Annotated in this window: 15 protein-coding genes; 5 read left to right on the top strand and 10 right to left on the bottom strand. The window is 59.8% G+C overall.

The annotated features are described in order from the left end of the window. Positions 1-56 precede the first annotated feature (56 nt). A complete protein-coding gene (locus AC57B1_RS26140; RefSeq protein ID WP_496419112.1) occupies positions 57-1,172 on the bottom strand; it encodes a GGDEF domain-containing protein in 1,116 nt (371 codons plus the stop codon). A gap of 257 nt (positions 1,173-1,429) precedes the next feature. Here AC57B1_RS26140 and AC57B1_RS26135 point away from each other — a divergent pair, with 257 nt between their 5' ends. Next, a complete protein-coding gene (locus tag AC57B1_RS26135) occupies positions 1,430-1,687 on the top strand; it encodes a DUF2866 domain-containing protein (protein WP_091802919.1) in 258 nt (85 codons plus the stop codon). Between the two features lie 39 nt (positions 1,688-1,726). Here the strand turns inward: AC57B1_RS26135 and AC57B1_RS26130 are convergent, their stop codons facing one another. Continuing rightward, complete coding sequence (locus AC57B1_RS26130; RefSeq protein ID WP_496419111.1) at positions 1,727-2,365, bottom strand: 2-hydroxychromene-2-carboxylate isomerase; 639 nt, start codon at positions 2,363-2,365, stop codon at positions 1,727-1,729. Positions 2,366-2,689: 324 nt separating this feature from the next. Here AC57B1_RS26130 and AC57B1_RS26125 point away from each other — a divergent pair, with 324 nt between their 5' ends. Then, a complete protein-coding gene (locus tag AC57B1_RS26125; protein ID WP_496419110.1) occupies positions 2,690-3,058 on the top strand; it encodes a hypothetical protein in 369 nt (122 codons plus the stop codon). A gap of 57 nt (positions 3,059-3,115) precedes the next feature. Here AC57B1_RS26125 and AC57B1_RS26120 read toward each other — a convergent pair whose 3' ends face one another. After that, positions 3,116-3,742: a LysE family translocator gene (locus AC57B1_RS26120; protein ID WP_496419109.1), complete on the bottom strand. Its 627-nt coding sequence runs from the start codon at positions 3,740-3,742 to the stop codon at positions 3,116-3,118. A gap of 252 nt (positions 3,743-3,994) precedes the next feature. On the opposite strand from AC57B1_RS26120, the gene AC57B1_RS26115 reads away from it, so the two are divergent. The 3 genes from AC57B1_RS26115 (at position 3,995) to AC57B1_RS26105 (ending at position 6,518) form a co-directional block, all read left to right on the top strand. After that, on the top strand, positions 3,995-4,579 hold the full coding sequence (locus tag AC57B1_RS26115; RefSeq protein WP_496419108.1) for an IMPACT family protein: 585 nt from the start codon (positions 3,995-3,997) through the stop codon (positions 4,577-4,579). 662 nt (positions 4,580-5,241) lie between these two features. Then, positions 5,242-5,781 (top strand): hypothetical protein, encoded by a 540-nt coding sequence (locus tag AC57B1_RS26110; protein WP_408348456.1) that lies wholly within the window; start codon positions 5,242-5,244, stop codon positions 5,779-5,781. Positions 5,782-5,897: 116 nt separating this feature from the next. After that, positions 5,898-6,518: a LysE family translocator gene (locus AC57B1_RS26105; RefSeq protein ID WP_408182322.1), complete on the top strand. Its 621-nt coding sequence runs from the start codon at positions 5,898-5,900 to the stop codon at positions 6,516-6,518. Between the two features lie 18 nt (positions 6,519-6,536). Here the strand turns inward: AC57B1_RS26105 and AC57B1_RS26100 are convergent, their stop codons facing one another. From AC57B1_RS26100 to AC57B1_RS26070, 7 genes are all read right to left on the bottom strand, one after another. Continuing rightward, positions 6,537-6,956: a serine O-acetyltransferase gene (locus AC57B1_RS26100; protein ID WP_408299582.1), complete on the bottom strand. Its 420-nt coding sequence runs from the start codon at positions 6,954-6,956 to the stop codon at positions 6,537-6,539. A gap of 45 nt (positions 6,957-7,001) precedes the next feature. Continuing rightward, on the bottom strand, positions 7,002-7,736 hold the full coding sequence (locus tag AC57B1_RS26095) for a WecB/TagA/CpsF family glycosyltransferase (RefSeq protein ID WP_494410814.1): 735 nt from the start codon (positions 7,734-7,736) through the stop codon (positions 7,002-7,004). Positions 7,737-7,797: 61 nt separating this feature from the next. Further along, positions 7,798-8,589, bottom strand: coding sequence for a heparin lyase I family protein (locus AC57B1_RS26090; RefSeq protein ID WP_408347931.1), 792 nt, complete (start codon positions 8,587-8,589; stop codon positions 7,798-7,800). Further along, positions 8,586-9,590 carry a glycosyltransferase family 4 protein gene (locus tag AC57B1_RS26085; protein WP_496419107.1) on the bottom strand — a complete coding sequence of 335 codons (1,005 nt, stop codon included), beginning with the start codon at positions 9,588-9,590 and terminating at the stop codon, positions 8,586-8,588. The genes AC57B1_RS26090 and AC57B1_RS26085 overlap by 4 nt, the downstream gene beginning before the upstream one ends. Positions 9,591-9,741: 151 nt before the next feature. Then, positions 9,742-11,052 (bottom strand): O-antigen ligase family protein, encoded by a 1,311-nt coding sequence (locus AC57B1_RS26080; RefSeq protein ID WP_496419106.1) that lies wholly within the window; start codon positions 11,050-11,052, stop codon positions 9,742-9,744. Further along, positions 11,045-11,872 carry a glycosyltransferase family 25 protein gene (locus tag AC57B1_RS26075; RefSeq protein WP_496419105.1) on the bottom strand — a complete coding sequence of 276 codons (828 nt, stop codon included), beginning with the start codon at positions 11,870-11,872 and terminating at the stop codon, positions 11,045-11,047. Before AC57B1_RS26075 ends, AC57B1_RS26080 begins: the two co-directional genes overlap by 8 nt. Then, positions 11,869-13,170 carry a flippase gene (locus AC57B1_RS26070; protein WP_496419104.1) on the bottom strand — a complete coding sequence of 434 codons (1,302 nt, stop codon included), beginning with the start codon at positions 13,168-13,170 and terminating at the stop codon, positions 11,869-11,871. Before AC57B1_RS26070 ends, AC57B1_RS26075 begins: the two co-directional genes overlap by 4 nt. Positions 13,171-13,189: the final 19 nt, after the last annotated feature.

The following is a 13,189-nucleotide window of genomic DNA, read 5'->3' as shown; positions in this document are numbered from 1 at the left end:
AATCTCTGCAGGGTGCGCTGGCTAATCAGCCGCACAATTTCCGCCGGATGCGCCAACTAATCAGCCGCGCAATCTCCATCCGCATTCACCAGCGCTTCGATACGATTACGGCCGTTGCGCTTGGCCTGGTACATCGCGCGATCCGCTTCTTCCATGATCACACTGCCTAACGTGGCCGCCTCGGCCTGCGTACGGCTGACCATCCGCGCCGCCACGCCGATCGACACCGTCAAGGCAATACGTTCGCCATGGTCGTCCTGCAAAGCCAGCCTCTCGACTGCCAGCCGCACACGCTCGGCGACGGTGAGCGCGTCGGCCCGGTCACCTTGCAGCAGGGCGGCAAATTCTTCACCGCCATATCGTGCCACGGTATCGCCGAGACGCACCTGCTGCCGCACACAAGCCGCCACCGCTGCCAGCGCGCGGTCGCCGGTCTGATGACCGTACGTATCGTTGATCCGCTTGAAGCTGTCGATATCGATGAAAAGACACGCCACCGGCATCCGATAGCGAACGGCGCGCATGACTTCTTCACGCAGTCGCTCGTCGAAGTAGCGGCGATTGGCGAGGCCCGTCAACGAATCGGTCATGCCCAGTTGCTTGAGCCGCTCGCGATGCGCGACATTGTCGAGGCTCGCCGTCACGATACTCGCGAAGCGCTCCAGAATGTCGGTGGCCATGCCTTGACCGAAACGCGCAGGATCGTCGCTGCGGAGCCAGAGATAGCCGCTGACGGTGTCGCCCGCGGCAAGCGGCAGCAGGATCGCACTGGCCGGCGCTTCGGCGTCGCCGAAGAAAGCGCGCCGCACCGCGTCGTCCAGTTCGCGCAACGTGCCGAGCCACGGCCGGCCATCGTCGCATAGACCTCGAGCGGCAAGACCGCCCTCGCGCGACGTTCGCAGGTTGGGCTGGTCGAGCGCCTGCAAGGCGGCCGGCTCGAGCAGTTCGCGCAGCATCGGCGCGCGGTCGTCGAGCCAGAGCGTCACGCCCGTGAGTGAGAACTCCCGCGGCAAATGACTGATTAGCGTATCGAGAAAGGACGGGAAATCTTGCGCCCCGATCAATCGCAACTCCACGGTCTGGAAGCGGCGCAGCGTGCGCTCATTGTGCTGCACGGTATCGACGAGCGAGCGAAGGCGCTCGGAAAGCGGCGTTTGGGCGAGATTCGTCACGTTATGAGGTGCGAGCCCGAAGGGCGAAGCGGGGTCGGCGGCCCCAACCGCTCTAATAACGGCCGATTTCACGAGGTCTTGAGGGTACGCGCCGACTACGCTTTTACGCGATCTTAAGTCTCGCTTAATTCTTTGCTGTAACCATGAGGCACAACATCCCCTGTTGAAGCCGCCAGAACATCGGCGGCGCTTTTTCTCAAGGGTGTCGACGACGCGCGATAAGACGGGCTGCAGGCCCGCGAAGAAGGAGTCAAACCATGGATGAAAACACGGTATTCGAGCATCTGCGCGCCATGCCCGGCAACGAATGGGTCCACCAGATTCACTCGTGCAAGGTCTCGGACCCGCTGCAGCATCCTTGGGGACGTTCTTACCGGCTCGTCGAATGGACCATGAAGCACACGCCCGAATCATGTCGCCGGGTGGTGCCCGCCGAGAGCACCCCGCTTGAAATCGCTCAGGCTGTCGTTTCGCACGTTCCGGGCCGGCGCTTCTGCCAGCACGGTGACGAATAGCACGCGACAGGGTCGAGCACACGCGGCGCATGCATTGCGCTAGCCACGCGCGGCAATCGACTCGCAGTACTCCAATGCATCATCCAGCCGGTCGTTGCCCCAGAACATTTCATCGCCGATAAAAAACGTCGGGGCGCCGAAAATGCCGCGTGCCGCGGCCGCCGAGGTCTGCTCACGCAGGCGCAGTTTGTTCGCGTCGCTTTGCGCTTCGGTGATGATCTGCCGGGCCGGCAATCCCAGTTCCTCGAGCGCCTCGCTCACCACCTCCAACGAGCCGATATCGCGGTCATGCGCGAAGTTCAGTTGCATGATCTGGCGACAGTACGCCGCGATCCATTCGCGCTCCGCGCCGAGCAGCGCCACGCGCATGGCGAGGAGCGCCGCACGTGGAAACGTGCTGGGGCGCTTCAGCGGGATGCCATATTTGCGGCATTGCCGTTCCATGTCTTTCCATACGTACGCGCCCTTGTCCTTCTGCAGCACGAACGGTGAATTGTCGAAACCGAGGTCGCGGAAAACAGGCCCCAGCAAGAATGGGCGCCAGCCGATTCGCAAGCCCCTTGCCGCGGCCAGAGCCTCGATGCGCATCACGCTGAGGTAGCTGTAGTTACTGCCGAAGTCGAACCAGAACTCGATTTCCGGTGCGCGCGTGATCGCGCGAGATGCGACATCGCTCATGTTTACCTCTCCGATCGTATGCAGACGCATGGCGCCCACCCGCGCCCCACGTCTTGCAAAGCTTAACAGTCGCCCGGCGCGCTTATCCCTATGATGGCCCTACAACCCGCCACGTCAGATGGTCATACAGCATGCGCTATCCCTACGACATTCTTACCGCCACGTGTCTTTTCATCATCGTGGTCTCCACGTCCATCATGCTCGCGCTGTGTTGAACACTTGAGCCGCCTCGCGCGGAGGAAGTGAACCTGCGAACGCGCTCTACGCGCGTTCGTAAAAAGACGGGATATACTGTACATATATACAGTACTTTTTGTCTGAGCAATGCGTCTTCCATCCTTCGATCCTCCCACGCTCGCCGACCTGCGCGGTTGGTGGCGCACGCGCGACGAGCAGGCCGTTCAGCGGCTCATCCTCGAAATCCAGCGGCAGCGGCTTACGCTGCTGGAGCTGCGCAACCTGATCGATTGCGGCGTCCAGCAAGCTCGCGCAGCGGACCGCGCGCTGGTAGAACGCGGCGAACCGTTGATGACTCTGCGCATCAGGATCGCTCAGGAAGTGCTGCGTGTGGGCGATATCGACGACACGCGGCAGATGAGCCGCGCCGCGCAGGAAAGAGTTGCGGTTCGTACCGAAGGTCAGATGGAATACGCGCGCGAAGGCCGTCTCAGGCGACAGCGCCGCAACATCTAGTCAGAGCGCGGGGCCCACTCTCCTGTCGTGACGGCGCGAAACAAGCGCGCGCATCGTTCAACGCGTTTGTGTCGCCACGCGCAGGCCAAGCGAAATGAACAGCACGCCGATGATCTTGTTCTGCCAGCGCGTCAACCAGGTCAGGCGCCTGACGAATTTGCCCAGCGGACGAATGGTCAATACGATCAGCGTCGTATAAAGCGCACTCATGCCGACAAAGATTAGCCCGAGCGTGGTGAATTGCAGAAACGTGGAGCCGTGTTCGGGATGAACGAACTGCGGCAGGAACGCGAGAAAAAATAGCGCCGTTTTGGGATTCAGCACTTCGGCGGGAATGGCCTGAAAGAACGCCTTCGAGGCCGACACCGGCGCCACCGCCGGCATATGCGCACTCGCCTGCTTCTCGCGCAATGCACGAATGCCCAGATAGACGAGGTAGGCCGCGCCGACGAACTTCACCGCGTTGAAGGCGAGCGCGGAAGTCATCAGCAGCGCCGAGAGGCCGACCGATGCGCCCAGCGTATGAATGAAATCACCCACCGCGATACCGAGGCCGGTGAGAATACCGGCCTTGCGACCGCCATGCACGGTGCGCGTCAAAACCAGCAGCACGGCAGGACCCGGAATCAGAAAGAGCCCGAGTACGACGGCAACGAAAGTCCCCAACGTGGATAGGTCAAGCATGCTGTCTCCTTGGTGACGCGCTGATTGTCGCGGACGAGCGCGTGGCGTTCAGCGAAAGATTGTAGACGAATGCCCGCAATTCGATTGACGCGCGGCGCGTAGGCGCCAGAGCGCGGCAAACCAAGGCGACAATGTCCGTGCTCAACGTGCTCATGCGTGGCAGGCCGAATCCGTCCGCGGCCGCCGATCCGTTACCATGGCGGGCACGGCGCCGCGTGCGGCCGCGTTCTTTCATCCACCGAAGTCTTTGCCTTGCCCACTTATACCTTGCCCGCGGCGCTGAGCGCGGAACTCGAGATTCGCAAGAGTCGATTTATTGCATACGCGATACCGGTCGCCGACCGCGACGCCGCGATGGCCGAGTTGCGGCGTCTGCGCGACGAGCATCCCGCCGCGACGCACGTCTGCTGGGCCTTGCTGGCGGGCGGCCAGTCCGGCATGTCCGACGACGGCGAGCCCTCCGGCACCGCCGGCCGGCCGATTCTGGAAGTCTTGCGGCATCACGATCTGGACGGGGTGCTGGCCGCCGTCGTGCGCTACTACGGCGGCGTGAAGCTCGGCGCCGGCGGGCTCGTGCGCGCGTACACCGATGCGATTGCTTCGGCTTTACTGGATGCGCCGCGCGTCGAGCGGATCGCGCAGGTTTCGCTGACCGTCGAAGTCAGCTACGCCGACGAGGCGAAAGTGCGCCGATGGATCGACGCCGAAGGCTATACGCTTGCGGACAGCGCTTACGCGATGCTCGTGAAGATGACGATCCGTCTGCCCATCACCGCGGTGGATGACGCTCAGCGAGCGTTGGTGGATATGACGCAGGGGAAAGCCGGGTTCTTCTGACGGCTCGGCGTGACACGCCCTCTGTTGCGTGCGAGTTCGCCAGCAGTCGGTATAGAAGATCGTATCGTCAAGGCTCAAGACTTCGCCCGGCCGAAATGCGAACGGATTGATCTGATAGCAGTCGACGCCTCCACCCATTTGTTTTGCCATACTTAGTAATATTGAACCCTCGCGTTAAGTACGGGCACGCACCAACCGAACCGCAAATCGACAGTGGGCGTACGCGCCTCAAACTCTGCACTATCGCAAGCTCACGCGTCGCTATCAGGATTGCCAGCAGGCTATGTGCGTGACTGACCCGAGGGGTTGTCACACGCGACTGTTATTGTCGTGAGATAACGATTACCGCATCGATCTGACCGGTCCCAGGACGCGCGCGTAACAGTGATCCTCTATTGACACGGTGTTTATCGCAGCGCCTGCTGGTTATGATGAGCACGCCCGCTTGAAACCAGCGTGAATCCGGGTCACGATGTCATTAAGAGATGTACGAGGCCGGGCCGCTGTTACCATGTCGTTTATTCCCCGGAATGACTCAATCTAAAAGGGTAACTCCTCTGACTTCGACCGCCGCTTTTTCCAGCACAGCGCCTGAGTCGCCGCGCCGGAGCGCGTCTGCGCCGCCATCGCTCAGTCACACGCACTCCCCCTTGACGACAACCGTGCTCAAAGGTTGCGGCACGATCGCGCTGCCGTTGATGCTGTCCGCCTGCTCCTGGTCGTGGTTTGGCCTGAACAGCACGCCGCGCGCGGCGGCGCATCCAACCGGCTGGCTTAGCGTCGCCCCTGCCCGTGACTTCCCCTATATGCCGGCCCGCAATGGAGAGGTCTCGCCGAACCGCATCGAAAACACGGCAATGACGGGCATCGTGCTCAAAGACGATATCAATGAAACCGTGCGCGACGGCATTGTGAACCGCCTGAAAATCGCCGGTTTTCATCTCGACGCAGGCAAACGGGTTCTCAGCGGCAGCATCGAGAAATTCTCGGTGGACGACACGCGGTCGCCGGCGTTCTGGACGCTCAAGATGCGCTATGTGGTGACCGATGCCACGACTCAGAAGGTGGTGTTTTCCACCACCAAGACGGTCAAGCAAAAATCGCCCAAGTTCACTAGCAACACCATCGCCATCGAAGACACGGTCAGGCTGAACGTCGACGCGTTGATCGGCGATCCGGGGTTTGTCAAAGCGGTGAATTGAGGACGCCGGCAGCGTGAGTTAGAACCGGTTTCGCTACAATAGGCCAGAGGGTATCGCGCGGGCTGCCGTTGCGCCGTGCGATGGATCCCCAACGTCCGTTCACCGTGCGAGCCGTCATGTCCATTACCGCCTGGCTGTTTTTTCTACCCGCCTGTTTCGCGATCAATCTGGCGCCCGGCCCCAATAATCTGTTGTCGATCAATGTGGCGGCGCGTCATGGCTTCATGACCGCGTTCGTCGGCGGCACGGGCCGCCTCGTCGCTTTCGCCTTGATGCTCGTGCTTGCCGCAACGGGGCTTGCGGTTGTGTTGCACGCTTCGGAGTGGTTCTTTCTGGCCATCAAACTGGCCGGCGCTGCTTATCTGATCTGGCTCGCCATCCAGCTGTGGCGCAGCGACGCGCCGACCATCGACACGACGCAACAGGACGATGCCTCGCTTGCACGGGTCGCGCGCCGGGAGTTCCTCGTGGCCGCCGGGAACCCGAAAGCCATTTTGGTGTTCACCGCGTTTTTGCCGCAGTTCGTCGATATCGCCAAGCCCATGCTGCCGCAGTTCGCGGTGCTGGGCATCAGTTTTCTGGTGCTGGAATGGTTTGCTATCGCATTGTATTCGTGGGCGGGGATGTATCTCGGGAAATGGTTGGTCCGTGCGACGGTGCGGCGATGGTTCAACCGGTGTTGTGGGGGTTTTCTGGCGGCGATTGGGGTGGGGTTTTTGATGGTGAGGAGGGGGTGAGGGTATCTGGGAAAGCGGTTAACCGCTTTGTCGCGGCTGGACGATTCGAGCCGGGACGCCGACTACCGTGACATGCGGCGGCACGTCGAACGTGACCACGGCGTTCGCGCCGATCTTCGCATTCCGCCCGATCGTCACCGGCCCCAGTATGCATGCACCCGCACCGATTAGAACGTTATCCTCGATAACCGGCGCACCTGGCTGCCCGCGGCCCCCAATCACTACGTTGGGTGCAATGACTATATCGCTACCGAGCACCGCGTGCCGATGCACGACGATGCCAAGTCCCTGATAGCCGAACACCACATTTCGCCCGACTATGACAGACGGTGGCAAGGATACAGAAAAGACCACGCGGTTAAAGACTTTTAGCGCCCACGGCAAAAAAGGCACATGTAGACGATGAAGTAGATGCGCTACGCGATAGATGTACAACACGAAAGACTTCCTTGATTGACTGTGCGCGCGATTGGCTCGCCCCGGTTACCGCTGGACGATTAGCGCCTTACCTAACATAAGTGCGAACTTGCTGTTCGTGACCAGATAGCGGCGCCACATACGACGCGGCTCCTGCAGGACGCGAAAGAACCATTCCAGACCCACCCTTTGCATCCAGCGAGGTGCCCGGTTGACTTTACCGGCCACGACATCGAACGTTCCGCCTACCCCCATCACGAAATCGACGCCGAGCGCCGCTTGCCAGCGGTTGATGAAATTCTCCTTGGTAGGCGAGGTAATCGCCACGAACAGCAGTCGCGCGCCCGACTCGCGAATCCGGTCGACAACGGATTGCTGGTCATTGCCGAAATAACCGTGGTGATATCCCGCGATTCGCAGACCGGGATAGCGGGCCGTGCATATCGTGGCCACGCGTGCGACCACCTCGTCGGTCGCGCCGAGCAAATACACCGGAAGCCCTAGCCTCGCCGCCTCCGCTAGCAACCTGTCGAACAGATCGACGCCGGCAACACGTTCAGGCACCTCGTGACCAAGCATCCGCGCCGCCCAGATCACGCCCATCCCGTCGATACTGATCAGGTCACAATACTGGACCGACTTTGCCAGTTCGGTGTCGGCCTGCATATGTACGAGCTTCGCCACATTGACCGCGACGTGCTGGGTGAAGCGTCTAGCAATAACTCGATTCAAAATCGCGGCGACCGTTTCGTCCATTGTCGCCACATCCATAGGACATCCAAATACTTCAATGCGCTTCATAAAGCCACTCTGCCTGTTCTTTGACATCCCACACATGAATAGCGTGTCGCGGATGTTGCCTTTATTTCTTCGACACCGAAACCGGTCCAAAAAACAACGTAATCTCGCTGACATCGGACGCAGAACCATTCCACCCAGACTTGTACAGTCCCATTTTCAAATACGCGTCCTGCACACCCATGTAGGCATTCGGTACCCCTTGCGATGCAAACACCAACCGTCCGTCCCTCCACAACTGGGTCGAAGCGTGGTGACCGGAATCGTCGGCCACATAGCGCAGCGACCAGTTGACCCACTTGCCCTCGTCAGCGTCCGCGCAGCACAGCCACTTGCCGGCGGAAACAGTCGCTGTATTCGCCCCTCCACGCTCCGAAATGGCGTACTGCTTACCTTGCAAACTCAACGCGATCGTTGGGCCGCCGGTCCATTCACCTTGATGTACCTGGGTGATAATGACCGCCTGCCTAGCGTCGAAAGTGAAACCAACGGGTATGAACGTGCTCCATCTGATCAGATAGTCTGTTCCCTGCGAAAAACTCACCGCTCGCGGAAAGATCAACTCCGCTCGAGGAACGCCGTTCGCGATCTTCGAAAAGTCTTCGGATCGAGTCATATGAATACGCAAGGCCTTGCGTCCGGCAACCACCGGGTCGTCGACCACGGTGATACCGCCGGGATTTGCCTGAACGCCAATGCCTGCATCGATACCATCCTTCCACGCCGTCGAGAACAGCTTGTCGTACGTGCTCGTCAACGCGCTCATTTGCGGATCGGTCCACGCGACTCCGATATCCTGGGCGCGGGCAATACTTAAACTTCCCAGAAGACAAATCAGCAACCATCCATAACTCATATAAGCCCCTCCCGTTGGAAATCACCCACTTTCCGATAGCATCGAACGTATTGACCGACAATCGCGTCAACCGAATAACGGCTTAAGGCTCTTGACACCGCTTGCCGCCCCATTGCGCGTGCAAGATCGGGGCTTTCGACCACCTGCCGGATTCTTTCCGCCAGCTCGTCAGCGTCGCCGCAACGGACGAGGTAGCCCGTCACCCCCTCCTCGACCAGATCGAGGAACCCACCGACTCGCGTACCGATCACTGGGCGACCGATAAACATCGCCTCCAGTGTCGAGATGCCGAACGCTTCAAAATGACTCGGCATGCAAAATACGGCCGCGTCGCGATAGAACGCGAGCTTTGCATCGCCCTGTAACCATCCGACAAAGCGCACCCGCTCACTCACGCCGCAATCGATCGCTGCACGATTCCATCTATCCATATCGCCGGCGCCCGCCAACCGCAGTTCAACCTCGACGCCCTGTCGTTTCAGCGACGTAATCGCCCTCAGCAACTCGTCGAGCCCCTTGCCCTCCGTGAATCTGCCGGCAAAAGCGACGTATGGCATCACGTCCGCGCCCGTCGCGCCTGGGGAATCCCGCAAAGCCGCGCCTGCCGCCAATTCAGCGCTATACGCCGTGTTCCCGATTACATGCAGATCATGCGCAGCACCCTGATGAACCTGCAGTTCCGCCGCAATTGCCGATGACACAGCTACCACGGCGTCTGCTCCGCGAATGAAGCACAACATAGCTTTGCGAGTGGCAGATCCACTGCGGGTCCAAAAATATTGGAAATTACCTGCATGCAGATGAAAGATTGTTTTTTTTCCGCACAGTCGCGCAAGCAGATACAGCATGAATTTTCGGTAGAAAGAACCTCGGACCGACACATGGAAATGAATCAGGTCGACACCCTTGAGCAGCGCGAATAGAAAGCATGGAATATCGACTAGTAGAAAGCACAATAGCGATCTCAGGCTTTGGAAACCATGCGTTTCGAAGATAGCCACCCCTACACCGGCATGCAGAAACCTCGCCCGTTGCGCGCCCAGCTCAGCGAGTACAGATGCAATGCCACCTCGCTGACCCTGTCCGGGTCCCACGTGCAGCACCCGCATCGACACTGATTCATGAAGCGAGTGCGCGTTATTGTCCCGACGCTTATTCATCGTCCAACCTTCTCGTTAGAGGGTGGCGATCTGCCGCGCCACGCTCGACGAGCACAGCAATCATGGCCAGATATGGGCTGACGATTGCAGAGACAAGCACATGACCCGCAGTGCAAGCCGTTCCCATCAAGACGATATAAAACCATTTGCCAAAGCCCGGGACGGCCCCGTTTCCGCGATATAAGAACGCCCTTCCAACACGCCACAAATACAGAACACAAACTGGCAGACCCATCGCCAGCACCAGATCAGGCACGTCGATCTCAACCAGATAGCGCACTACCGGATAGCCGCCCGTGAGCAATGGCACAAAGCCTTCGCTTGCCACTTCGTCCCATACATTCGAAAACTTGACGTCGCGCCCGGATAAAATCATGGTGAGCATTCCGCCCTCGCCGGCGTGGTCATGCTGATACATGAAATATTGCAGACTGAGATCGACGGCGCTTCGCACGCCCGGCAGCGACAGGTAGACGGCCCCCGCCAGGCCAACCAGTACTGCAACGAGTGCCGCCGCGCGCAGGGTCGCTTGCGGCACCCGATGTCGGCAGTACAAATACGAACATGTCATGGCAAGCGCTCCCGCCATTGCCGCCTTGGTGCCAACAAGGCATGAAGCGAGCACAACGCTGCCGACCAAAGCGCCATTCCATGCCGTCCAGCCCGACGTCAAAACTCTGAGCAGGCCATAGCCAAGCGCCACGATCATCAGGGCGGACGCTTCGTTCTGCGCGTACACAATGCCCTTGTAACCAGAGCGGATTTGCGTTTCAGCCCAATAGCTGCGAAACATATCGATCGAGAACACCGCGCCCACCACGATTGCCAACGTGTAGGCAAACAGCGTCAAACGCACGATCGGTTCGAGTTTCTCAAGTTGGCTGTCGCTCATTCCCGAGAGCGCTGCGAGACAGACAAAAAAAGAGAATACTTTGAGAACGAAAACAGCTTGCTGCGTAAACTCGGCGCTTGTCACATCCCCGAATACGACCGCCCCTGCCGACGCGATGATCGCCAGCACGGCCAGTAGCGCCGTACGCCAACTCGAAAACCTTATCCGGCCGCCAGCGAGCATAAACAGTATCAGTCCGCCCACCATGCTTCCGCGCACGAACAGCGAGAAACGCGCGTCAGCGCCCGCGCTCTCGATTCCATGCGCAGCCAGGACTGACAGGTAGTCCGCGAACGGCGATAGCGCGAGTCCGCCCGCGAACACCATCCATATCAATGGCGTTCCAGGCTGGCGAGTCGGCTCATGCGCCGCCAATCGGTTCCGCTGCTGCACGAATACGGCGTCAGTCATGGCGCGCGCTTGCCGCATGGCTCACCGATGACGACCGCTGCAATGCAACCACGCTCCAACGAGCCGCGGTGCGCAAGAGACGCATCGGCCAAAGTGCTACGTCATGCAATGACGCGCGCGATCTTATCCCTGCTCCACGCTCCTCTTCGATACTGCTTGGCAACCGTTCGAAATCCTCCCACACGGCATAGGGACGCAATTCGGCTACGCGAGCCCCGCCCTCGTCGCGATGCCATGGCCAGTCATCGAGCAAAGCGCCGAGTGGTCCTTCCGAATAGGCGAGAGCCTGACTGGCCGCCCGCGCTGAGATCCAGTAGCCCACGGATCCCGATGTCCACTGTTTGAACGGAACACCGACACGCAGTCCGCCAATCGCCGTGACTCGTCTGAGCGGCTCGTTGAAGTAGGTCCACGATGACTCTGAGCGGCGCAACTTGGATTGTCCAAGCAAAACAATATCGGCAATGGCCGACAACTCGGACTCGTTGATACGCAGCACATCATCAAAGAATGCCGGTTCGAGGATCGCATCGTCTTCGAGGATTACCGCAGCGCGACCCGTTTCAACAATCTTGCGCCACACCGAGCGATGGCTCATAAAGCACGCCACTTCCGCACGGGTCAATGAGCGTCCGTAACGACGGCGAGCCGCAACATCGTCGTAGGCGGCATCCAGTTCGATCTGAGTAAGGCAACGCCCATCGACAGCGTCCTCGAAACGGAATGGCGCGTCATGGTCACCCAATAATCCGGCAATTGCATCGCGGCGGCCGGAACGAGACAGGGATATGACATGAACAGGGACCAGGCTTGGCATCATCGAATCAACAATTGGGTAAAGTGGTGGCGCAGCACTGGCTTGCTCAAGATCATCGAGACATACACGGCAAGCAACAGCGCCTCAGCGGTAAGAAGCGACACCGCGGCGCCATCGGCGCCGAAACGCGGCGTCAGAACAATTGCCAGGCCAACGTTCAGCGCGCCAGCCGCCAGCATCAACAGCGACCGCACGCGGGCATTCCCGAACGGCACCAGTACTTGCAATCCGAGAAAATAGGCCAGATTGCCGAACACGCTTGCAAGGCAAAGCAGCTTGAGCAGCGACGCACTACCCGCAAAGCCGGCACCCAGAATCAAAGTAGTCAGCGGTGTCGACACATAGGCGATGACCGCCAGTCCGGCCAGTGTCGTCGACACGATGGCAAGCGCACCGATCGCCGTGAGCCGGGCAGCCGACCGGGGTTGCGCGAAAAACAGCGACGCGATGCGCGGATAGCAAACCGTATTGATTTGAGCCGGCACCATATTGGCCACGGCCTTCAGTTTCTCGGCGGCCGTATAGATGCCCACCTGATACGGCGTCGTCACTGACGCGAGAACAACTGCGTTCGTTATGCCGAAAAGACTCACCGACGCCGACGAGACGAACATGTCGGCGCTTTCCCGAACACGCTGGGAGACCGAACGCAGCGATGCTGATGGAAGGCGCAGAACACCCAGTTGCCGTGCGGCAATCAGAGAAAAGAGTCCCGTTAAAACCGCGACTCCCCCCTGGATTCCTGCTGCGCACGCAACATCGTCACTGTGGCGTACGAAGACGAACGTCAGCGGCAAGGCTACAAAGCGGCCCGCCAGTGCGACGGTCGCAAATGCCGAAAACCGCTCGAGTCCCTGCAATAACCAGTTCAATGTAAAGACATTGCCAACCGCCATCGGCCACGCAGCGAGTACCACGGGAAAGACCGAAGCCAGTTTGCGATCAAAGTAGGCAACGACCAGCAGAACTGCGAACGAGAGCGAGCACAGGCATGCTTTGGCGATCATCGTCGACCAGACGAGTTCGTTAAGTGCCTCCGGTTGCCCTCGCCGTTCAACGACCGCCCTCGGACCGCTGAGAAAGAATCCCCACTCCGTCACAAGCATCCCGTACGTAGCGATCGCCGTCGCATAGCCAAGCACGCCGAAATGCGCCGCGCCGAGCACACGCGTCAGATAGGGAAACGTCGCCAATGGCACGAGGTAGTTACCGACCTGCCACACCATCATGGCGACGAAGTTCGAACGGATACGTGACGCCTTCATCGCCGAATTTGCGCGCGTTGCAGATTGATCGCTCACGCGATGCCTCGGCATGTGA

The organism is Paraburkholderia sp. BGA-UO-ETr-F21, assembly GCF_059567925.1.
This window is presented reverse-complemented; position numbering and strand designations above follow the sequence as displayed.